Source organism: Methanolobus zinderi, assembly GCF_013388255.1.
Taxonomy (GTDB): domain Archaea; phylum Halobacteriota; class Methanosarcinia; order Methanosarcinales; family Methanosarcinaceae; genus Methanolobus; species Methanolobus zinderi.
In genome coordinates this window covers 2,484,946-2,504,174 of record NZ_CP058215.1, presented here as the reverse complement: position 1 = coordinate 2,504,174, position 19,229 = coordinate 2,484,946, and the positions used below count along the sequence as shown (strand labels likewise).

At 45.1% G+C, this 19,229-nt stretch carries 24 protein-coding genes, 2 tRNA genes and 1 pseudogene; 16 read left to right on the top strand and 11 right to left on the bottom strand.

What is annotated here, in order from left to right:
• Positions 1 to 17 precede the first annotated feature (17 nt).
• Both HWN40_RS12395 and HWN40_RS12390 read left to right on the top strand, forming a co-directional pair.
• Complete coding sequence (locus tag HWN40_RS12395) at positions 18 to 1,199, top strand: redox-regulated ATPase YchF (RefSeq protein WP_176966024.1); 1,182 nt, start codon at positions 18 to 20, stop codon at positions 1,197 to 1,199.
• 35 nt (positions 1,200 to 1,234) lie between these two features.
• A complete protein-coding gene (locus HWN40_RS12390) occupies positions 1,235 to 1,900 on the top strand; it encodes an undecaprenyl diphosphate synthase family protein (RefSeq protein ID WP_176966023.1) in 666 nt (221 codons plus the stop codon).
• 5 nt (positions 1,901 to 1,905) lie between these two features.
• Here HWN40_RS12390 and rimI read toward each other — a convergent pair whose 3' ends face one another.
• Positions 1,906 to 2,325, bottom strand: a complete 420-nt coding sequence (gene rimI / locus HWN40_RS12385; protein ID WP_176966022.1) for a ribosomal protein S18-alanine N-acetyltransferase — start codon at positions 2,323 to 2,325, stop codon at positions 1,906 to 1,908.
• 75 nt (positions 2,326 to 2,400) lie between these two features.
• Here rimI and HWN40_RS12380 point away from each other — a divergent pair, with 75 nt between their 5' ends.
• The 3 genes from HWN40_RS12380 (at position 2,401) to HWN40_RS12370 (ending at position 5,110) form a co-directional block, all read left to right on the top strand.
• Positions 2,401 to 2,916, top strand: coding sequence for a DUF5817 domain-containing protein (locus HWN40_RS12380; protein WP_176966021.1), 516 nt, complete (start codon positions 2,401 to 2,403; stop codon positions 2,914 to 2,916).
• Between the two features lie 164 nt (positions 2,917 to 3,080).
• Positions 3,081 to 4,358 carry an ATP-binding protein gene (locus HWN40_RS12375; RefSeq protein WP_176966020.1) on the top strand — a complete coding sequence of 426 codons (1,278 nt, stop codon included), beginning with the start codon at positions 3,081 to 3,083 and terminating at the stop codon, positions 4,356 to 4,358.
• 11 nt (positions 4,359 to 4,369) lie between these two features.
• The gene (locus HWN40_RS12370) at positions 4,370 to 5,110 is read left to right on the top strand and encodes an MBL fold metallo-hydrolase (protein WP_176966019.1); all 741 of its coding nucleotides are present in this window, start codon (positions 4,370 to 4,372) and stop codon (positions 5,108 to 5,110) included.
• A gap of 29 nt (positions 5,111 to 5,139) precedes the next feature.
• Here the strand turns inward: HWN40_RS12370 and HWN40_RS12365 are convergent, their stop codons facing one another.
• From HWN40_RS12365 to HWN40_RS12355, 3 genes are all read right to left on the bottom strand, one after another.
• Positions 5,140 to 6,054 carry a DUF5803 family protein gene (locus HWN40_RS12365; RefSeq protein WP_176966018.1) on the bottom strand — a complete coding sequence of 305 codons (915 nt, stop codon included), beginning with the start codon at positions 6,052 to 6,054 and terminating at the stop codon, positions 5,140 to 5,142.
• Between the two features lie 77 nt (positions 6,055 to 6,131).
• A complete protein-coding gene (locus HWN40_RS12360; protein WP_176966017.1) occupies positions 6,132 to 6,923 on the bottom strand; it encodes an ABC transporter permease in 792 nt (263 codons plus the stop codon).
• Positions 6,920 to 7,825 (bottom strand): ABC transporter ATP-binding protein, encoded by a 906-nt coding sequence (locus HWN40_RS12355; protein ID WP_246275918.1) that lies wholly within the window; start codon positions 7,823 to 7,825, stop codon positions 6,920 to 6,922. The genes HWN40_RS12360 and HWN40_RS12355 overlap by 4 nt, the downstream gene beginning before the upstream one ends.
• 189 nt (positions 7,826 to 8,014) lie before the next feature.
• Here HWN40_RS12355 and HWN40_RS12350 point away from each other — a divergent pair, with 189 nt between their 5' ends.
• Positions 8,015 to 8,422 (top strand): fasciclin domain-containing protein, encoded by a 408-nt coding sequence (locus HWN40_RS12350; protein ID WP_176966016.1) that lies wholly within the window; start codon positions 8,015 to 8,017, stop codon positions 8,420 to 8,422.
• A 50-nt stretch (positions 8,423 to 8,472) separates the two neighbouring features.
• Here HWN40_RS12350 and HWN40_RS12345 read toward each other — a convergent pair.
• The 3 genes from HWN40_RS12345 to HWN40_RS12335 form a co-directional block, all read right to left on the bottom strand.
• Positions 8,473 to 8,550 (bottom strand) — tRNA-Pro (locus HWN40_RS12345).
• Positions 8,551 to 8,583: 33 nt separating this feature from the next.
• Positions 8,584 to 9,333: a 3,4-dihydroxy-2-butanone-4-phosphate synthase gene (gene ribB / locus HWN40_RS12340; protein WP_425487357.1), complete on the bottom strand. Its 750-nt coding sequence runs from the start codon at positions 9,331 to 9,333 to the stop codon at positions 8,584 to 8,586.
• Positions 9,326 to 9,997 (bottom strand): winged helix-turn-helix domain-containing protein/riboflavin kinase, encoded by a 672-nt coding sequence (locus tag HWN40_RS12335; RefSeq protein ID WP_176966015.1) that lies wholly within the window; start codon positions 9,995 to 9,997, stop codon positions 9,326 to 9,328. The genes ribB and HWN40_RS12335 overlap by 8 nt, the downstream gene beginning before the upstream one ends.
• A gap of 296 nt (positions 9,998 to 10,293) precedes the next feature.
• On the opposite strand from HWN40_RS12335, the gene HWN40_RS12330 reads away from it, so the two are divergent.
• The 9 genes and pseudogenes from HWN40_RS12330 to crcB (HWN40_RS13695) all read left to right on the top strand — a co-directional run bounded on the left by HWN40_RS12330 (position 10,294) and on the right by crcB (HWN40_RS13695) (position 15,845).
• Positions 10,294 to 11,496, top strand: coding sequence for an HD domain-containing protein (locus HWN40_RS12330; RefSeq protein ID WP_176966014.1), 1,203 nt, complete (start codon positions 10,294 to 10,296; stop codon positions 11,494 to 11,496).
• A gap of 1 nt (position 11,497) precedes the next feature.
• Positions 11,498 to 11,854, top strand: a complete 357-nt coding sequence (gene lpdD / locus HWN40_RS12325) for a prenylated flavin chaperone LpdD (RefSeq protein ID WP_176966013.1) — start codon at positions 11,498 to 11,500, stop codon at positions 11,852 to 11,854.
• Between the two features lies 1 nt (position 11,855).
• A complete protein-coding gene (locus HWN40_RS12320; protein ID WP_176966012.1) occupies positions 11,856 to 12,407 on the top strand; it encodes a UbiX family flavin prenyltransferase in 552 nt (183 codons plus the stop codon).
• A 1-nt stretch (position 12,408) separates the two neighbouring features.
• Positions 12,409 to 13,182: an ABC transporter permease gene (locus HWN40_RS12315; protein ID WP_176966011.1), complete on the top strand. Its 774-nt coding sequence runs from the start codon at positions 12,409 to 12,411 to the stop codon at positions 13,180 to 13,182.
• 105 nt (positions 13,183 to 13,287) lie between these two features.
• Positions 13,288 to 13,362 (top strand) — tRNA-Pro (locus HWN40_RS12310).
• Positions 13,363 to 13,489: 127 nt separating this feature from the next.
• Positions 13,490 to 13,771 carry a ubiquitin-like small modifier protein 1 gene (locus tag HWN40_RS12305; RefSeq protein ID WP_176966010.1) on the top strand — a complete coding sequence of 94 codons (282 nt, stop codon included), beginning with the start codon at positions 13,490 to 13,492 and terminating at the stop codon, positions 13,769 to 13,771.
• Between the two features lie 21 nt (positions 13,772 to 13,792).
• Positions 13,793 to 14,995: a molybdopterin molybdotransferase MoeA gene (locus HWN40_RS12300; protein ID WP_176966009.1), complete on the top strand. Its 1,203-nt coding sequence runs from the start codon at positions 13,793 to 13,795 to the stop codon at positions 14,993 to 14,995.
• 19 nt (positions 14,996 to 15,014) lie between these two features.
• Positions 15,015 to 15,353: pseudogene (crcB, locus tag HWN40_RS13700) on the top strand (fluoride efflux transporter CrcB); the annotation flags it as partial.
• 123 nt (positions 15,354 to 15,476) lie between these two features.
• Positions 15,477 to 15,845: a fluoride efflux transporter CrcB gene (crcB, locus tag HWN40_RS13695; protein ID WP_176966413.1), complete on the top strand. Its 369-nt coding sequence runs from the start codon at positions 15,477 to 15,479 to the stop codon at positions 15,843 to 15,845.
• A 41-nt stretch (positions 15,846 to 15,886) separates the two neighbouring features.
• Here the strand turns inward: crcB (HWN40_RS13695) and HWN40_RS12285 are convergent, their stop codons facing one another.
• Together HWN40_RS12285 and HWN40_RS12280 are read right to left on the bottom strand one after the other, a co-directional pair.
• Positions 15,887 to 17,023 (bottom strand): cytochrome c biogenesis protein CcdA, encoded by a 1,137-nt coding sequence (locus HWN40_RS12285; RefSeq protein ID WP_176966008.1) that lies wholly within the window; start codon positions 17,021 to 17,023, stop codon positions 15,887 to 15,889.
• Positions 16,986 to 17,438, bottom strand: coding sequence for a hypothetical protein (locus HWN40_RS12280; RefSeq protein WP_176966007.1), 453 nt, complete (start codon positions 17,436 to 17,438; stop codon positions 16,986 to 16,988). Before HWN40_RS12280 ends, HWN40_RS12285 begins: the two co-directional genes overlap by 38 nt.
• Positions 17,439 to 17,597: 159 nt before the next feature.
• On the opposite strand from HWN40_RS12280, the gene HWN40_RS12275 reads away from it, so the two are divergent.
• A complete protein-coding gene (locus tag HWN40_RS12275; protein ID WP_176966006.1) occupies positions 17,598 to 17,933 on the top strand; it encodes a DUF190 domain-containing protein in 336 nt (111 codons plus the stop codon).
• An 11-nt stretch (positions 17,934 to 17,944) separates the two neighbouring features.
• Here HWN40_RS12275 and HWN40_RS12270 read toward each other — a convergent pair whose 3' ends face one another.
• Together HWN40_RS12270 and HWN40_RS12265 are read right to left on the bottom strand one after the other, a co-directional pair.
• Complete coding sequence (locus tag HWN40_RS12270; RefSeq protein ID WP_176966005.1) at positions 17,945 to 18,205, bottom strand: YhbY family RNA-binding protein; 261 nt, start codon at positions 18,203 to 18,205, stop codon at positions 17,945 to 17,947.
• 134 nt (positions 18,206 to 18,339) lie between these two features.
• On the bottom strand, positions 18,340 to 19,047 hold the full coding sequence (locus tag HWN40_RS12265; RefSeq protein ID WP_176966004.1) for an RAD55 family ATPase: 708 nt from the start codon (positions 19,045 to 19,047) through the stop codon (positions 18,340 to 18,342).
• Between the last annotated feature and the right edge of the window lie 182 nt (positions 19,048 to 19,229).

Genomic DNA, 19,229 nt, shown 5'->3' with positions numbered 1-19,229 from the left:
GACAGTGATTAGTAAGCATGACAATGACAATAGGACTTGCAGGAAAACCCAATGCGGGTAAATCCACATTCTTCAAGGCCGCGACAATGGCGGACGTTGAGATTGCAAATTATCCTTTTACTACTATCAATGCAAATAAAGGTGTCACATATGTGCGTGCAGAGTGTCCATGTGTTGAGCGCAGCAAGCGCTGTGGGCACTGCGTTGAAGGAATCCGCTACGTACCCATAGAAATGATCGATGTGGCCGGGCTTGTGCCTGATGCTCATCAGGGTCGGGGTCTTGGTAACACTTTTCTGGACGAACTCAGGCAGGCCCAGGCAATCATTCATGTGATCGATGCATCCGGCGGAACCGATGTGGAAGGCAACCCTGTGGATGTTGGAGAACACAACCCAATGGATGATGTTGATTTCCTGAACAGGGAAATAACCATGTGGATGTTCGGCATCTTAAAACGCAACTGGGACCGCCTTGCACGTAAGATACAGGCCGAGGGGCTCAAGATCGAGAAAGTGCTCTCGGAACAGCTTGCAGGTGCAGGGGTGGATGAGTATCATGTCATATGCTCTCTGTCCGAGTGCAAACTTGATCATAACCATGTGAAATGGAGTGATGATGATCTTGTCCGTCTGTGTGATGGTATACGTATTATGAGCAAACCCATGATAATAGCAGCCAACAAGGCAGATGTTGCTCCTGGGGGTTTTGTCAGTGATCTGCAGTCCCTCGAGCAGATCGTTGTGCCGACAAGTGCGGCTGCAGAACTTGCTCTCAAATCCGCATCCAAGAGCGGGGCGATAAAATATGATCCAGGCGATGATGACTTTTCCATCATAAAAGAAGATCTGACCCCTGCACAGAAGAAAGGTCTGGAGAACGTACATGCACTGATTGAAAAAATGGGTGGTACCGGAATACAGGATTGTATCAACAGGTCGGTGTTCGAGCTGCTTGACCTGATCATAGTTTATCCGGTGGAAGACGAGGGTAAATGGACCGATAAGAACGACCGGATGCTGCCTGATGCTTTTCTTATGAAGAGAGGTTCCACAGCCCACGATCTTGCATATAAGGTACATTCCGATATCGGTGAAAGTTTCCTTTATGCGGTGGATGCTAAAACGAAGATGCGTCTTGGGGAAAAACATGAACTCAAGGACGGTGACGTTGTAAAGATCGTATCCACAGCAAAGTAAACAGTATCATCTAACAGGGAAGCCAGAGGACGATAATGAGCATTGTTACTTCACTTTATGAGAACTATCTTCTGAGCCAGGTGTCAGGATCGTCCGCAAAGGTTCCCGAGCACGTATCACTGGTACTGTCGGAAAGAGATCTCTTGCAGTCCAACGGATTTGTGAAACTTAAAGAATATATCTCATGGTGTTGCCAGCTGGACATCAGGGTGACCAGTATCTATGTTGATGTGATTGACACAGAAGAGGATCTCAGGTCCGGGATAATTGAGAGGCTTCTGGAAGAACTTGAAGAGCTCTTTCCGGATTTACCCCCGGAGATCGGCTTTGAAGTCTATACCGATGACGGGGATCTCCACCTCAAAAGAGAGGACAGGAAGATGCTTGTCTATGTTTCCGTGGGATTCGGGGGAAGGAAAGAGGTTACAAAGGCGGTGCTTTCCATACTTTCCGATGTTAAGAACGGCAAGATGAGCTCATCGGATATTCTTGAAGAGACCATAGAATCCCGTCTGAAGGTAAAACATGAGCCTGATATCTTCATACGCTCTGGAGGCAAGCATCTCTCCGATTTTCTGATCTGGCAGGCAGTATATTCAGAACTCTATTTTACCGATGTAAACTGGCATAATATAAGAAAACTTGATCTTCTGAGAATAATCAGGGATTTCCAGAAAAGGCAGAGAAGATTCGGGAAATAGTACCATCACAGTTTTCTTCCCATGATTATGGCGTTATCATTTTCATAATAATCCTGCACTTTTCCCCTTTCCTCGAATCCTTTCTTTTTATAGAATAGCTGTGAACCGGTGTTCTTTTCTCTTACTTCGAGCACGATCTCGCGATATCCGTAGAGTCTGACAAGGTCCATACACCATTCAAGCAGTTCCGTCCCGATGCCCTGTCTTCTGGAATCCGGATGTACTGCAATGTTCTGAAGATGGGCTTTTCCATCAGCATCACCTATGATCGCATAGCCAATGAGATTCTTTTCCTTTTCGTAGACCACGAATCCGGGATTATGGAGATGAGCCTTGAAAAGAAAGTCAGGCCATGGAACAGAAAAGCATGCCTTTTCGACCTGCACTATCTTCGGGATATCATCAATAAGAGCTCTGCGTATCATGGTCGATCGGATTCCGGATTCTGATAAAAATATCTCCGGAACTATTATTTATATTTGCTACACCAAGCATAGAGCATGGCTTCCTTTGGAGTAATAGTATGCCCGAAATGCAGGGAACATGCCCAGATAATCGAAACTTCTGGCTCAAAGAATACCAGATGCCAGAAATGCGGTTCAAACCTTGAGATAAGAAAACTGCGTATATTCTTCCAGTCCGCAGACGTGGAGGAAGCCATCTCTGCAAGGACCGTTATACAGGCAAGACTCCATGGTCAGGAAAAGGATTTTGAAGCTGTTTTTTCTGACAGCTTTAATGCTGCGAAAACACCTGAAACTACAAACTTCGGTGAATTCGGCGTTTCACTAAAGGACTTTAAGGACAAGAGGAAACCCCGGAAGCCGAAGAAAAACAAGATTCAGGTAATACTTGATATTCTACGCTTAAACGGTGGCAGGATGGGCATTGAGTCTCTTGAAGATTCTGTAAGGAGATATGGTATTGACGAGGATGATCTTGAAAAGATAATTGAAAAACTGATCAGCTCCGGAGAGATATATGAACCCTCAACAGGCATCCTGAGTCTTATATGAGGGCCGGATATACAGGCTGGCTGTTCCATGAGTTTTTTGCGTTTCCTGATTGATTATTCTATTACTTCTATACAAAAGATATATTTGAAATGAAGCCTTACATGTAATGTCTGAACGATTTCACTTTCAAAGGGTTTCAACTATCTCATCGACCAGGTAAGAACATGTCTGACGTAAAGCTTGATATTATTGAATTATTGCTTACTGCACAGGTATATAACAAATATCCGGAACTGGATGTAAATGACCTTCCAAAACAAATACGTAAATTCTACTGGAGCAGAGAACAGCGAACAGTTCCAAAACCTATCAGGGTAAAGACCACAGACATAGAAAAGTTATTCGAGCTGGATAATGCAGGCATTGCTCTCAAACCCCTGCCCTTTGTTGCAATAGATGATGTGGATTTCTCGGTGAAGATCACAGCCCTTGAAGTAGGTGCCGAATGGTTCCAGAAAAAGGAAGGATCAAAGGACAAAATCTCCCATAATCCGGTACTTGCCTTCTATTATGAAAAAAAACAGGCTGAGGGTGCTGACTACAAGAGTGCGAAGTCCAAGGTCAGACCCAAGGAGGTTGATAGGGAGTGGATCGAATCCCTGATGGAAGAGATATCCAAGGAAGAGGGCGGGGAAGACATGTTAAAGCTTGCCCAGATAAGTGCTCCGGAGGATATCAGGCAAACTCTTAAGGAATTCATCCTGACAAATGAGCAGGAAGAAGAGGTCAAAAAGATTGTCAAGGCCATACAGTATCGTGATTATCTGAGGCGTATCGGTCTCTATGATGTTGGAAAAATACTGATGGTAGGTCCGCCGGGTACGGGGAAAACCTCACTTGCCAAGGCCATGTCGGAACACCTCGCAATTCCCTTTGTGGAAGTAAAACTTTCCATGATAACCGATCAGTATCTGGGTGAGACTGCAAAGAACATTGATCGTGTATTCGCCCTTGCAAAGAGACTGAGCCCATGCATACTTTTTATTGACGAGTTCGATTTTGTCGCAAAGACACGCTCATCCGATGAACACGCAGCGTTGAAAAGAGCTGTCAACACCTTGCTCAAGGCCATAGATGATATCAGCCTCACAAACGATGGTGTCCTCCTGCTGGCTGCAACAAACCATCCAAAAATGCTCGATACCGCTGCATGGAGGCGTTTTGACGATATAATGAAGTTCCCTCTGCCAGACACGGAAATGCGCAAGAAGATACTTGATATTGTAACAAAGGATATAGAAGGGGATTTCGATAATACGGAGATTGCTTCCCTGACTCACGGTTACAGTGGTTCGGACCTTCGCATGGTTATCAGGGAGTGTGTCCTCAGTGCACTTGTACGTGAACGTACGAAACTTACTCAGAAGGATATGCTCAGTGCGGTTGCATCATTTGATGAAAGGGCCGTGCTCAAGACGAATGAATATGATGCGACCATGTGATCGGGGCATTTATGAAGATCACTCTCCTTGGCACAGGTGATGCTACAGGGACGCCTGTTATTGGCTGCAGTTGCAGGACCTGCATGGCTGCACATGAAGGTGGTAAAAGCCGCAGGACCAGATGTGCGGTGCTGGTGGAATCTGATAGTGGTTCAGTGCTTATAGATACCGGTCCGGACCTCCGTTACCAGATGCTGAAGAATAATGTCGGCCATGTGGACGGGGTGATATGGACCCATGGGCATTACGATCATTTTTCAGGCTTTGCCGAGTTTCACAGGGTACAGTACAATGTGGATGTCTACGGACTTAGGGAAACACTGGATTATATCATGGATTACCTGCAGTTTCTCAGACCAAGGAAGCATTATGTATCCATGTACGAGACCTTTGAACTAATAGGCCTGGAGTTCACATTGTTCAAGGTAGTGCATCCCCCTGCAAAAAATCCCATGGGGGTCATAATCCGGGAGGGTGATAAGAAGGTGGTCATCACGGGGGATACCCAGAGAGAAATACCTCAGAAAAGTATGGAAATGATCACGGACCCTGATCTGCTGGTCGCCGATGCGATAGTCCCTCCCACCGTAGAAGTCAAAAAACACATGAATACCCTCGAGGCCATGGATCTTGCAAGAACATTAAGGGCAAAAGATGTGGTGTTCACACATCTGAGCCACTTCTTCAAGCCACACGATGAGGCAATTAAGGAATATCCCCTTGCTTATGACGGTATGGTCTTTGAACTGTAGCCTGGTTATTATTTTCTGTGATAATTATCTCAATCTTTTCCTTTCCCCTTTTTCTCCCGGAACTGGCCTTCGATATCCTCCCTGATCTTACCGAGTTTTCTCTTTTCACGGTAGTATCTTGAAAAGACGATCAGTGCTGCAAGACCTAGTATCCCCACTGCAATTATCAGACCCTGCGGGGCAGATTCAGAATAGTACTTGACACTGATTGCCCTTGGGACCGGCTCAATTTCTGATTCGTTCTCTCCGGAAAAGCTCTGCAGACTCTCCAGGATACCGCTGGTGGACATTACTTCATTGATCCACACAAGGTTTTCCCGGTTCTGTGAATCATAATATCTCTCAGTGGGTTCCGGGTTTGTTTTACCAATGAAAGGGTTGCCAGTGGTATAGCCTTCGGGAAGCACAAAACGTACAACCGAAGGTGGAGTGGTCACGTGTACGAAATCCTGTCCCATTGGTGTGGCCAGGGTGAATGCTACAAATCCTGTAACCGGTTCACTGAATTCGATATAGATGTGTTTCTGTCCTCTGATCACATCTTCGGATAATGTGTAATTGATCTCTGCCGGTTCAGGAGACGTTGATAGTTCTGTGAAATATTCCACAGAAGCATTTGTGGAATTTGCATAATCTCCGACAACCACAATATTGCTTACAGGATCCTGATTGGGTGAGCTGAGATCCTCAAGCGGTATGACATCTATGGTAGTCTCATTTTCAAGAATATGGACTGCTTTTGCATTTTCTTCTGAAAGGTAGAATGTACTGGTATGTAGGAACTCTCCGTCCACGAAACTATTGTTCAGGAAAGGTTGGAACTCATAGGTGGATGCATCCTGTGTTGTGGTCTCCCCGTCCACGGGAACAAGTTCGTCGATACAACCTCCTGCAAGTACACCAAGAAGTGAAATACAAAGCACAAATGTGATCCATTTTCTCATCAGTACACAGATTAACAATGTATTTTATGAAACTATCGCTGATTAACACCGTAAATTACGGGTAAAAGTAACAAGAATCAAACGACAAGTCTCTTTTTCATCATATTTATTGAAAGCACAAAAAGTATGGCGCAGACAATTATTATCCATACCACATCGAACAACAGGGACAATTCCAGCACCCCGTACCCGAGAGACCTTATCACGTTCACAACATGTGTGAGAGGCAGAAAAGCAACTGCAAAGTACTGGATTATCTGCGGAAGGGCGCTCAGCGGGAAAAATGTACCGCTGAACAGGAACATGGGTGTAATGAACAGAAGTACCGGATAGTTAATGGACATGATGTTCGGGGTAACTGCAGTAAAACACATGCCTATAGCTGCAAAAAGCAATCCTCCAAGGAATGCGAAGGGTATTATGAGCAGCGAATAACGTAGGTCGATAAGGCCGAACAGTGCGATAACCGGTATCATCACGGTTGCATTGATCATACTTCTGGTGGCACCCCACAGCATCTCTCCTGCAATCACTTCTTCAATTGTCAGGGGTGTGGCGATGATGGCATCAAAGGTCTTCTGGTAGTACATCCTGACGTAAGAGCCATAGCTGCACTCGAAGAACGATGCGTACATCACGGATATGGATATCAGTGCAGGGGCTATGAATTGTGCATAGGGTACGCCATCAATGCTCTCAACAAAGCGTCCGAGACCAAAACCAAGTGCTATCAGGTATAATATGGGTTCAAGGAAAGGAGGCAGGAAATTCAATTTTATGTCTTTCATGAAAACATCCTTGTTGCGCTGCCAGACCTTGTATGCATTTGAACTGATCCTTGGTATTTCAAAATAGCTCGCAAATCTCATTCCCTCAGCCTCCTTCCGGTGAGTCTGAGAAAAACATCTTCAAGTGTCGCGGGCCTTGCACTGAACTTTGTAATTGAGCACTCCATTGTCAGGTAGTCCGTGATCTGTTTCGGATCATCAGTGTAGATATGTACGAGGTCCCCGATAACCTCATAAGAGGCTTCTCTTTCATTGAGACATTCCAGAAGCTGTGGATCGTTCTCAGCCTCCACAATACCGGATCCCACATATTTTTCAATAACATTTGAGGGGCTGCCTTCCACCAGGATATCTCCGTTATCCATGACAACCAGCCTGTCACATAGCTTTTCAACCTCATCAAGGTAGTGTGAAGTAAGGACTACCGTAACACCGTTCTTCTGAAGCAGGCGCAGTCTGTCCCAGATCAGGTGACGTGCCTGCGGATCAAGACCCACGGTAGGTTCGTCAAGTATCAATAACCTCGGGCGGTTTACAAGTGCTCTTGCGAGAATGAGCCTGCGTTTCATTCCACCGGACAGGCTTTCTGTCATTGTGTCCTTCTTGTCGGTAAGCTGTACGAAATCAAGCAGCTCTTCCACTCTTTCTTCAGCTTCTTCCTTAGGGATATCAAAATATCGGGAGTAGACCATAAGATTTTCATAAACGGTAAAATCCATGTCAAGATTGTTTTCCTGTGGCACGACACCCATGAGCGATTTGATCTCCCTTTGGTGATCTGAGACGTCCATGCCGAATATTTCCAGACTGCCGGATGTTACCGGGGATATGCACTGTATCATACGCATGGTTGTGGTTTTTCCTGCACCGTTTGGTCCGAGAAAACCGAACATCTCCCCCTCTTCAATACTGAAACTGATGTTATCTACGGCAACAAGGTCCTTGAAAGTCTTCCTGAGATCTCTGGCAACGATTACAGGCACTATGAATGATCACCCTTTATGGATGTGGAAGTATATGTATTAACCATTTCGATGCTTTTTTAATTCTGTTTATGTGTGATTTCGGGGATATTTCCAGATATTATTGTATGAAGTGCGTATTGCACTATTTACAATACAGACTGAAACTATTTTTATTGAAGAAAAGCGTTATTCATATCAGAGGATAAAATGGCGGAATTAAACAATCTTATCGATACTGCAAGAGAAAAGGGTTCTTTCCCTACATTGCTCAAGGCTGCTGAAATACTAGGTCTCCTTGATAAGTACAGAAACGAAGGGCCTTATACTGTGTTTGCACCGGTTGAGTCTGCTTTTGACCCGATACCTGATGACGTCATCGATGAATCCTTCGAGGATCATGAATATCTTCTGGGAATCATAAATTATCATATAGCAAAGGGAAAATACACCACTGAAGATCTTAAAAATCTGAATTCCCTTGAAACTGTCAGTGGCAACAACCTTAAAATAAGTTCAAATGGCGGGATAAAGGTCGACACAGCCAGGATAATCGAATCTGATATCGAGTGCACAAACGGTATCATACATGCCATTGACGAGATACTTGTGCCATAAATTTTAAAGAAATTATTCTGATATTAAGATTACTTTATTTAGAAAAAATTTGGTGGGATCGCGGAGATTTGAACTCCAGTCGCTAGACCCCCAGCCTAACAGGATGGACCAGGCTACCCTACGATCCCGCAGGATTGTATCTAGATATACATTACAGTATTTTAGTTTTTCTGAGTCTGTGAACGCAGCCAGATCTCATATGCTTCGACAACTTCCTCGCCTTCAACAAAGACTATGTCATTATCAATTCCGTACTGCTTTGCATCATCTTTCTCGAGTGCTCTGCCGGTATCGTCGTCAAGCATCTCACAGACAACCATTGCAGGTGTTATGCCTGCTATTTTCGCAAGGGTTATGGAGAGCTCTGTCTGCCCCATGCGTTCATGTACCAGTCCCTTTGCAGCGCGCAGGGTTGCAACATGTCCGGGAGTCCTGAACTCACTGCCGAAGTGAATCTCTTCGCCGTTCAGGGTTTTGTCAACAACCTCTCCCAGTTTGTTGATGGTAAGTGCACGGTCGTTGTCCGGGATTCCGGTTCTTGTATCCCTGTGGTTAACCCAGATGGAAAATGAAGAACGGGAATCGTACTTGAGGTCCCCGCCCTTTTCCACGACCTTGCCCAGTGAGATGTTCTGCTGGTTTGCCTCTCTTATTATATCGGCCATAAGGGGCAGACCAAGTTCCTCCGAAGCGTCCGGGTCCAGGGCAACGCAGATAAGACCTCCCGCATCTTTGCGCATCCATCTGACATCAGAGGGCTTGACAGCCATTGCCGGAATGGTGAAGTCGGTTTCAGCCTCACGTCCCTCAAGGTCAAAAAGCAGTATCATCTCACCGTTCTGAAGAGCGGTGATGGCTCTTCTTATATTCTCACTGTATCCGTTTGCACCTGAATCCATTGTATCACTCACATCTTTGAGGGTTCTTCACCACTATCCTTACTTCGTCGCCGTCACTTATATCGAGCGTTTCCCGCAGTTTAAGCGGTGCGATAATCTCTAAAAGGTCTGTGGGATAATGTGTCCTGTCAGGGATTATTGCCGCACCTTTTATGCCTTCTATTTCCACAGAATAACATTTGACCCCTCCAAAGCTTCTCTCACCGTCATTGAAACCATGGACGACCATGGGCTGTATCATGTCCATGTTGTCGCGTAACTGTGCACTCTGATCTTTGAGTCTCACATTAAGTGTCCCCGGGAATGGTCTGAAATCAAGTTTTTCCCTGAACTGGGACATATAGCCTTCCTTTGCAATGTAGTACTGTCCTTCCCCAAGACCTGTGATCACATGTCCGTAGAGTTCAAGGTCCTCATGTTCCCTGCAGAATATCTGCTGATAATCGGTATATTCCCTTTTCAGGATCTCGACTCCTGCTTCAGTCAGCTGGACCATCTGTCCGCCCGCAACAAGCTGTCTTCCGATATAACCATCCTCTTCCAGTTGTTTGAGCACCCTTGCAGCGGTTTTTGAACTTGCGGATATATGGTGCTTAAACTCACTGGATGATATCTTTACGGGTTTTTCAATAGCTTCAAGCAGTGCCAGACTTTTCAGGGATCGTATTGTATACATTGCCGGACCACGCATATCTCATTTTTGAGCAGAATCTCATTTATGAGATGTATGCAGATAAAGCTTTTGACCTGAAAAATAAGGCTATTCACGAGAGGATTCAAATTATATCAAATAAGGCAATAATATGATTTAAATATCAAATTTAAAAAATGCTAAAAGAATGCCTTTACTATCCAGATTCCAGAACTTGGTGGCAATATACGGTAAATGTCACTGAATTGCCGGTAATTTGATATCTGTCCCCTCTGTGTATAGAATAAAAATTCAGCATACACATATCGGAGTTTAAACAAATGAAAGTCATCCGTGATCCCATTCATGGTTACATCGAACTTGACGAACTGACACTCTCTCTTATTGACTCTCCCCCATTGCAGCGTCTTCGTCGAATAAGCCAGTTAGGACTTTCTAACCTTGTATATCCGGGAGCCAATCACACACGTTTTGAGCATTCGCTCGGGGTCATGCATCTTGCAAACATACTTACTTCCGGCATTGATACGGTCAGCCGGGATGAGAAACAGGAACTGAAGGTCGCTGCATTATTGCACGACATCGGTCACGCCCCCTTCTCGCACGTCACAGAGGGTCTGGTTAAGCATTATACAAGACAGGGGCATGAGGACATCAAAGAGATAATGAAAAGGACCGAGATCGCGGATATATTGGATAGCCACGGTATCAATCTTTCAAAGGTCGAGAATCATATACAGGGGAAGACGGACTTTGGGAAAATACTCAACAGCGAGATCGATGTTGACAAGATGGACTATCTTGTAAGGGATTCTCATTATACTGGTGTGGCTTTTGGTCTTGTGGACCACATGAGGCTCATCAATGAGATGCAGTTCTATGAGAACAACCTTGTAGTCACCGAAGGCGGTGTCAAGGCTGCGGAATCGCTGCTTGTCTCACGTTTTCTGATGCATCCTTCTGTTTATTATCATCACGTTTCCAGGATAGCGGAAACCATGTTCACAAGGGCGGTGGATGATCTGATTCAGCAGGGCGTACTTGAGCCATCTGAGCTGAGGAGGATGGATGATTCAAGAACATTTGAGATGATCCGAAATAATGGGGGCTATGCTGCCGAGCTTGCATCCAAACTTGATGACAGGAAATTGTACAAGAGAGCCCTGTATGTGGGTTTTGATGAAGTAGGAGAAGGAGTGCTCAGGCACCGGAAGAACGTCAGGCGTATAGAAGCTGAGATTGCCGATATGGTGGGAATCAACAGCAGGGAGGTTCTGATCGATATTCCCAGAGATCCTGAGATCGTTGAAATGAAAGCCCTCGTAAAGGTGAATGGCAGGATGCTCCGCCTGGATGAAACCTCACATGTGGTGGCAACCCTTGAGCAGGCACACATGGATAACTGGAAAATGGGTGTCTACACCACCAAGGAGCACCGTGAGAAGGTAGGAAAGGCCGCCAGGGATTTCTTCGATGTAAAAAAGACCGTAAAACAGTTCCGTTTAACGGAGCTGGAGGGTTAGAATGCAAAGGCTTGAGAGTAATGCCGGCAGAGTAAACCTTATCCTGGAATGGGAAAAACTGGGTGAGGATCATCTTGTGAAACTAACCGGAGGTGCGGTTCATATCGGGGCTGCAGCCCTGGGTATATTTGACATTGAATCTGGACTTGCATCATCATCTGTGCTGACAGTACCCGGGCACCGTGAAGATGAGATCGTATTAATAGGTGCCAGAAAACTCAGCGAGGCCAGCCGCTCGTCAACTATGTTTCTGGCCGGTATCCACGTGGATGGTATTAACAGAAAAGAGATTGAAGAGATCGTTGCGGTTTCAAAAGAAATGATTAATGAGCTGGCACGTATCCTGCAGGAGGAGTAATATGGAAATAGTTATCGGAATCAGTGGTGCATCAGGGTCCATGTATGGTATAAGATTGCTTGAGATCCTTTCGAAGATGGATATTGTAACTCACCTTGTGATCACAAAAGCTGCAAGACAGATAATCGAAATAGAGACCGATTATTCCGTTATAGAGATAGAGGATCTGGCAAGTCATGTTTACATGGAAGGCGAGTTCACCGCGCCTATTGCAAGCGGTTCTCACAGATTCGCAGGTATGATAGTTGCTCCATGCAGCATGAAAACACTGGGCGAGATCGCAGGCGGTATGTCGGACAATCTCCTGGGACGGGCTGCGGATGTATGCCTGAAAGAGAAGAGAAAGCTTGTGCTTATGCCAAGGGAAACACCACTCAACCAGATCCATCTTGAGAACATGCTCAAGCTTGAGAGAGCCGGTGCTATAATACTTCCCGCATGTCCGGGCTTCTATTCAAGACCACAATCAATAGACGATCTTATAAATTCGATGGCAGGGCGTGCTCTTGATCTGCTCGGTATCGATAACGAAGTTTACAAACGCTGGGGATAGAATGGATCTTACAGAGATGAAAAACTCTCTGAATACAGTCTACACCCTGTGGCTCAGGGAGATGCTCCGCTACAAAAGATCCAGATCCCGGATCATAGGTTCCCTGGCAACTCCGCTTTTTTTCCTGGTAATCATGGGCTCTGCCCTTGGCAGTACAATGACACTGCGTAGCGGCAGATATATCGACTATATGGCACCCGGCATAATCGGGATGTCCATTCTCTTTTCCTCTCTCATGGGAGGTGTTTCCATTATCTGGGACAGGGAGTTCGGTTTCCTTAAAGAGATACTCGTAGCCCCCGTCAGCCGTATCTATACGGCACTCGGCAAGGCAACAGGGGGTGTAACTGCGGCAATAATACAGGGAACGTTGCTGATGGTTATCAGCGGTTACATCGGGGTTAATTACGTATCCGTTATCGGGCAGTTGTTCTGTATTCTGATCATGTTCATTATGGGGCTCGGCTTTATCGGTCTGGGAATAACCCTTGCTTCAAGGATTGATTCTCATGAGGGTTTCCAGATGATGATGACCTTCCTGACCTTCCCAATGCTCATGGCAAGTACTGCCTTCTATCCAATGGAAAATCTTCCTTCCTGGCTTGAGATTCCTGTGCGTCTGAACCCTCTGACATACGGGATCGAAGCCATGCGATGGTCACTGATCGGTGTTTCGGAAGTGCCTCTGATGCGATCTATGTTTGTGATCATAATTTTTGCTTCTGTCATGCTTACCCTTGGAAGCTGGTCATTTGACAGGGCAGGTGATCATTGAAATTTTTTTTATTCCGGTATGGATCATTTTCTTTTTCCGGCAAACGCCGTTCTGCACGCAAAGTATTTATCTGAAAACGTCTATTGAGGAGCTACCCTTCTGAATGGGATAGTAGGGTAGCTTGGTCCATCCTCGAGCGTTTGGGACGCTTGGACTGCGGTTCAAATCCGCGCTATCCCATCATATTTTCTTTTCAAATTCCTGCTAAGTTCCTAATATTATCTTTCAGTATTCCAGTTAGCTATAATTTATACTGCTTTTGAGGTCTGGAATAGGTTTATTAATTATATGTTAAGAATAAAGTTCCATGCCAGAGATTAAAGTCAAACTGTTCGCCAACCTGAGGGAAAAGGCCGGCGAGTCCTCGGTAACGCTACAAGGAGAAACAGTTAAGGATGTACTGTTATCTCTCACGGACCTTCATCCCTCTCTTGAGGAACTGATTTTCGAAAAAAGGGAAGAAGCTGAACTTCACGGCTATATCAATGTCTTTCTCAACGGGAACAATATCAAACACATGGACAAACTTGAAACCCGCTTGAACAATGGTGACGAAATAGGCATTTTCCCCCCTGTGTCAGGGGGATGAACCAGCTCAGAAGGTGTCAGCATGGACAGGATAATGAAAGAGCGTACCGGCGTAGGCTATGCAAAGAGACTTTTCCTTGAAGCGATAATGCCGCTGAAGCGCACCGAAAAGGCCGAGATATCCGATTGTGTAGGGAGGGTTATTTCCAGCAGCATCCTCGCACCAAGGAATGTTCCCCATTACCGCCGCTCTGCAATGGACGGGTTTGCTGTTCGCTCGGCAGACATAATCGGAGCATCTCCCACAAATCCCGTTATGCTGCAGGTATCCGACGATATCGAAGAAGGTAGCAGCGTACAGGTCAGTACCGGTGAATACGTGCCAGATGAGGCAGATGCTGTCATCATGCTGGAAGATACTATTTCCATCGGTGATATGATAGAGGTACGTGCGCAGGTGCATCCAGGGAAGAACATAGGCGATGTAGGGGAAGATGTGAGGAAGAATGAGATAATATTCAATAAAGGACATCAGTTAAGAGCCTGTGACATAGCGGTTCTTGCTTCCCTGGGTATCAAGGAGGTCACCGTTTACTCAAAACCCGTGGTTGCCATACTTCCCACGGGTAATGATCTGATCCCTCTGAAGGATAATGAGGTCCCTTCTCCCGGCAAGACACTTGATATCAACAGCCTGATGATAGGTCTCTATGTCACAAAATGGGGTGCAGAGCCCAGGTACTGTGATATTGTATCCGAGGATCGTGATCTTATTGAGGAAGCAACCAAAAACAATCTTGATGCTGATTTTATCGTAGTTTCAGGAGGAACTTCCGTAGGTGAGAAGGATTTTGTACCTGGTGTGGTGGCTTCCCTGGGCAAAAAACTTGTACACGGGGTCGGCTTGAGTCCGGGTAAACCCACAGCTCTTGGTATTATAGATAATGTTCCCGTGCTCTGTATGCCGGGATATCCTGCTGCGGGACTTGTGGCACTGTTTGCTTTTGGCAAGCCTGCGATCCTGAAGACGGGAAATCTACCTGAAATGCCTGATCTCACTGTAAAGGCCCGGCTCACAGGTAAGATCAATTCCAGGGAAGGATATGTGAGTTATGCCAGAGTCATTCTTGAAGAAGACTCCGGCCAGACTCTTGCCCGCCCTCTTATGACCGCAGGGGCCGGGATATTGAGCTCGATGGCAAAATCAGGCGGTTTTGTGATCATACCCGAAAATGTTGAAGGTTACGAAGAAGGAAACGAAGTGGACGTTGTATTAATTGAATAGCGGTAACACTCTTAATGAAATGTCACTTGCGCTTCTGACAATAGCTGCGGGTGGATTTCTGGGAGCAACATCCCGTTTTGTATTTGCAGGTTATTTCCAGTCATCAGCCGGTACACTGGCGGTTAATGTGATCGGAAGCATGCTGCTTGGTTTTTTAATGTATAATTCCGACTTTCTGGGCTATGTAAGCCCGGGAACCAGGATGTTTTTTGGTATAGGTTTTCTTGGTTCGTTCACGACATTCTCCACTTTTTCGGTACAGACTTTCCAGATGCCTGCAACTCTGGCTCTTCTCAATATTGCTGCGAACATAATGCTGACACTGGCAGGAGTTTTCATTGGAAGGGGAGCTGTAGTCTACCTTGCGAATCTCAGGGATGGATCAGCTTATCCGGGATTTATAACTTCAACATCCGGCAGTAGATATGCCGGTTACATGAAAACGGGTCTTGTAAGCGCATCTATTCTGTTTTTGCCTCTGATGGGAGGTATCTCCGGCCTGGGATTCGAGATTTTGCTCGTGGGTGCCGGAGGACTTATTGGTGCGCCTTCCAGATATTTGGTTTCTGGTGCTATCCCCCGATTAAAGGAAATGCCGATAGGAACCCTTGCCGTGAACACTATGGGTAGTTTCGTACTTGCATCACTTACTTTTTCAACAGTTTCGGGTTCACTTGTGTACTTTCTAAGTATCGGGATGCTCGGTTCGTTCACCACTTTCTCGACATTTGCCTATGAGAGCTTCAGACTTCTGGACGAAGGCGAGACAACTTCTTCTTTGTTGAATATAGTCTTCAACGTAGTTCTGTGTTTGACAGGAGTCGCTGCAGCTTATCTTTTATTCGCTTAGTCCCGGGTCATCGCACTATAGAATACGGGACTAATTTTCTTTCAGATCACATTTAAATATAGCAGGATTGCCAGAACTATGAGTGTTATTCCTGTTATCAGTCGTATCTCGACCCGCTTTTCATCCTTGAAATCAGAAACCCTCTGAGGATCAAGTCCGAATGCAAGAAGACCTCCCAGTATTAATATAGGCAAAACAACTCCGAAATTGTAGACGCCAAGGTATATTGAACCTTCCAGGACATTGTTCCCTGACATCAGCATTTCGAGAATTGCAAGATATACTGCCCCGACACAGGGGGCTTTCACCAGAGAGAAGAGTCCGCCGGCAGCAAATGACAGGATAAGTATGTTCTTCCCTCGGATATTCCCTATAAAATCAATGAGAAAACCAGGAGTCTTGAAGGATGAATCTGAATTTTGTCTCATGTAGTATGCATCGTATAAATGCCAGAGTCCCAGAAAGCCTACAAGAGTTACCATTAACAGATTGATGGCTGCTTCAATGCCGGGGAAGGACTTTACCGTGTTAAGTATGCCGATTCCGAGTATCATATAGGTAATGAAGATGCCTGCACAAAAACCTGCAACAAGTGTGAGCAAATCACGGCGGGTACCGCTTGATGATATTAATACTGAGGACAGGAAAGCCATCACTGCAAGCAGGCAGGGATTAAATCCCGCAAGTATTCCCGCGGCAAACACGAATAAATATGAATTGTCCGATCCATACCATGCTGGCTCTTCCTGGCTGGTCTCTCCAGCCTGGTGTTCGATATTGTTTTTCTCGTCAGGGGCTGGGGGTGCGTTCTCAATACCTTCTATGAGGAGCTTTTCCAGCAATTCGGTGTCGTCCCTGTAATCATTATAGTTTATTACCAGACTTTTGTTTATCACGATCGTGGGAACAACGGTAATATCATATTCCCGGATATACTCAAATGACTCCATAATGTCATATTTGGTATAATTGACATTATCATACTGTCTCACGACTTTTTCTATAGCAGGACTTGCTTTTTCACATTTGAGACAGCCATTCTCATAGAAGAACTCAACCGTCACTGTGCCGGAGCCTGCATATGCGTTGGATGATATCAAAAGCAGAATCAGTAAGCAAAAAATGCTTCGGGCTATTGTCCTAGTGGCAGCTTGTGGAAGAACATGTCGTTTTTTCATAGTCCTTCTCCGGGGCTCTCATGGTCTCGACACTGATAAGATCGCCGGTGTCGGCATCCACGTAAGCTTCTACAACGTAGAGTGTAGATGTGCCTGGACATGCGCAGGTACGTTCCATAATTTCAACTTTCCAGAATCGATCGGCGCCATTCTGTAAGGTGTTGTTTTGATCTTCAGTTGTCTGTTCCATAAAAGTGGTCTTAGTTGCTCTCCAGTCGGAAACTTTGAACTTGTTCTCAATGAACTCACTTGCGTTTGAATCACTTTTGACAATACTTACAGCCTGCGATGAATTGATATTTACGTCAGGTTCCGTATGGATAAGTCCATCCAGATATCCCGTCCCTGCAAAAGTTCCTCCGACAATGAGAATAAAAGCAAAGGCTGAAAGGAACAGGATCTTATTCTTATCCATAAATCTTACTTTGTTGCTTTAGATTATAAGTTTTGCTAAATTCAACTGGCTTCAACTTCTCTACAATATCATCATCCGGACAGGAAGAATAATAAAGCAACCAATACAAGTTCTGTACATACTTTCGATGTAAGTGGTCACAAAAAGAAGGTTATGAAAATGAAAGCATCACTTCTCAGGATATATCTTAGTGAGAATGACAAATATGAGGGTAAAACTGCACACCATGCAGTGCTTGAGTTTCTGAAGGATGCGGGTGTGGCAGGTGCGACAGTACATCATTGTATGGAAGGGTATGGGGTACATAACCGGATACATACGGCAGGTGTACTGAGTCTTGGAACAGACCTTCCGGTAATCATACAGGCAGTGGATAAGGAAGAAAAAATAAAGCTCATCATCCCTCAACTTAAGAAAATGCTTCCCAACGAGCTTATAACTCTCCAGGAGATCGAAATTGTCTCCGGGGAAGGTTTCAGGGATGATATTGGATAGCTATCGCAGGATTATCTGTACAAAACCACTGTATTGCCACGTATCTCGATAAGAGTGGTTTTAGTGGAGTCTGCAAGTTCCTGGGCTGCATCTTTTATATTCTCTGCTCCGGGGGTGGTCTTCAACATCTTTATTTTAACAAGGCGGTTTGCTTTTACCTGTTTTTTCACTTCTTCTATTACCGAATCTGTAATGCCGTTCTTGCCGACATTGAGAATTGGCTTCAGCCCGGAGGCTTCTGCCTTTAATTTGTATAATTTGTCTTTTTCCATGAATTACACCTGATTGCTTATTGATCCAAGTAGTATATGATATTTCATATGGTATGGGAAAGTGTTTTGAAAATTAGATTTTCTCAAGGGAACAATTACGTCCTTGGCCTGATAGCTTTATGACATGACCCTGTTCAGGCATTCCCGGACTCTACCAGGCTGACATCTGTGCCTTCGATGGCGTACTCAAACCATGGTGTGGGCTTTGAGGTCAGGCCAACGACCCTCATTGCATAGGTATCGCCTACTGCCTTTATTTCGATCATGCCATCGAACAGTTGTTTCAGGGTGGCAATGGTCTGTGGATCATGCATCTCGTCCTCGACTACATAAAGACCAAACCCGCCTGCAGCTTTTACCCGCCCTGTGAAGACGTGCAGGAATCTGAAAACAGTCTGCAGGTTAGAGTACATAAGTATGGTGGAAAGTGAGTTGATACAGAGCCTGATCTTGTTCATTTTTTTCCTGACAAGGAATTCTTCCAGGAATTGACTGATCTTCACTCCGATCCCGGTAAGGTCCACAGGACTTGAAGCTCTCTTTATATTTGCTGTATCCGGAGCTCCCATCCCGAGTGTCTTTGTAACACAGTCGACCACCCCTATATTCATTGTAGAGATATCCATGCCCTGTTCCTCGAACCACGAAAGGACACGCTCTCCTGGTTCTCTGGTTGAGACAAGTATCGCTGCATTATCATTGTTGAGGTTCTGGTAAATGATCGCATCAAGCAATTCATCTTTCCGGCTCATGGGTGGACCTATCATCATAAGATTGGTGCCTTCCCGAATGCCGCCCAACAGGTCATCCAGCTCTTTGATACCTAATGAATAAACGGACATGATCTATTGTGTTCCTGACTATGGATTACCCATAAAGATACTTATAATCTCTTAACGAAAGTGCAATGCATATCTTTTATAGATATGTGCGATATATAATTGTTGCCTTTATATTATGACAGGCCAGATGTGTTTCTGAATATTTACAGTAACATATTACAAACAATATTAAAGTTTTTTGT

Coding starts and splice junctions, on each gene's coding strand:
- HWN40_RS12395 (WP_176966024.1), top strand. CDS start 18: ATGACAATGACAATAGGACTTGCAGGAAAACCCAATGCGGGTAAATCC.
- HWN40_RS12390 (WP_176966023.1), top strand. CDS start 1,235: ATGAGCATTGTTACTTCACTTTATGAGAACTATCTTCTGAGCCAGGTG.
- rimI (WP_176966022.1), bottom strand. CDS start 2,325: ATGATACGCAGAGCTCTTATTGATGATATCCCGAAGATAGTGCAGGTC.
- HWN40_RS12380 (WP_176966021.1), top strand. CDS start 2,401: ATGGCTTCCTTTGGAGTAATAGTATGCCCGAAATGCAGGGAACATGCC.
- HWN40_RS12375 (WP_176966020.1), top strand. CDS start 3,081: ATGTCTGACGTAAAGCTTGATATTATTGAATTATTGCTTACTGCACAG.
- HWN40_RS12370 (WP_176966019.1), top strand. CDS start 4,370: ATGAAGATCACTCTCCTTGGCACAGGTGATGCTACAGGGACGCCTGTT.
- HWN40_RS12365 (WP_176966018.1), bottom strand. CDS start 6,054: ATGAGAAAATGGATCACATTTGTGCTTTGTATTTCACTTCTTGGTGTA.
- HWN40_RS12360 (WP_176966017.1), bottom strand. CDS start 6,923: ATGAGATTTGCGAGCTATTTTGAAATACCAAGGATCAGTTCAAATGCA.
- HWN40_RS12350 (WP_176966016.1), top strand. CDS start 8,015: ATGGCGGAATTAAACAATCTTATCGATACTGCAAGAGAAAAGGGTTCT.
- HWN40_RS12335 (WP_176966015.1), bottom strand. CDS start 9,997: ATGTATACAATACGATCCCTGAAAAGTCTGGCACTGCTTGAAGCTATT.
- HWN40_RS12330 (WP_176966014.1), top strand. CDS start 10,294: ATGAAAGTCATCCGTGATCCCATTCATGGTTACATCGAACTTGACGAA.
- lpdD (WP_176966013.1), top strand. CDS start 11,498: ATGCAAAGGCTTGAGAGTAATGCCGGCAGAGTAAACCTTATCCTGGAA.
- HWN40_RS12320 (WP_176966012.1), top strand. CDS start 11,856: ATGGAAATAGTTATCGGAATCAGTGGTGCATCAGGGTCCATGTATGGT.
- HWN40_RS12315 (WP_176966011.1), top strand. CDS start 12,409: ATGGATCTTACAGAGATGAAAAACTCTCTGAATACAGTCTACACCCTG.
- HWN40_RS12305 (WP_176966010.1), top strand. CDS start 13,490: ATGCCAGAGATTAAAGTCAAACTGTTCGCCAACCTGAGGGAAAAGGCC.
- HWN40_RS12300 (WP_176966009.1), top strand. CDS start 13,793: ATGGACAGGATAATGAAAGAGCGTACCGGCGTAGGCTATGCAAAGAGA.
- crcB (WP_176966413.1), top strand. CDS start 15,477: ATGGGAGGTATCTCCGGCCTGGGATTCGAGATTTTGCTCGTGGGTGCC.
- HWN40_RS12285 (WP_176966008.1), bottom strand. CDS start 17,023: ATGAAAAAACGACATGTTCTTCCACAAGCTGCCACTAGGACAATAGCC.
- HWN40_RS12280 (WP_176966007.1), bottom strand. CDS start 17,438: ATGGATAAGAATAAGATCCTGTTCCTTTCAGCCTTTGCTTTTATTCTC.
- HWN40_RS12275 (WP_176966006.1), top strand. CDS start 17,598: ATGAAAGCATCACTTCTCAGGATATATCTTAGTGAGAATGACAAATAT.
- HWN40_RS12270 (WP_176966005.1), bottom strand. CDS start 18,205: ATGGAAAAAGACAAATTATACAAATTAAAGGCAGAAGCCTCCGGGCTG.
- HWN40_RS12265 (WP_176966004.1), bottom strand. CDS start 19,047: ATGTCCGTTTATTCATTAGGTATCAAAGAGCTGGATGACCTGTTGGGC.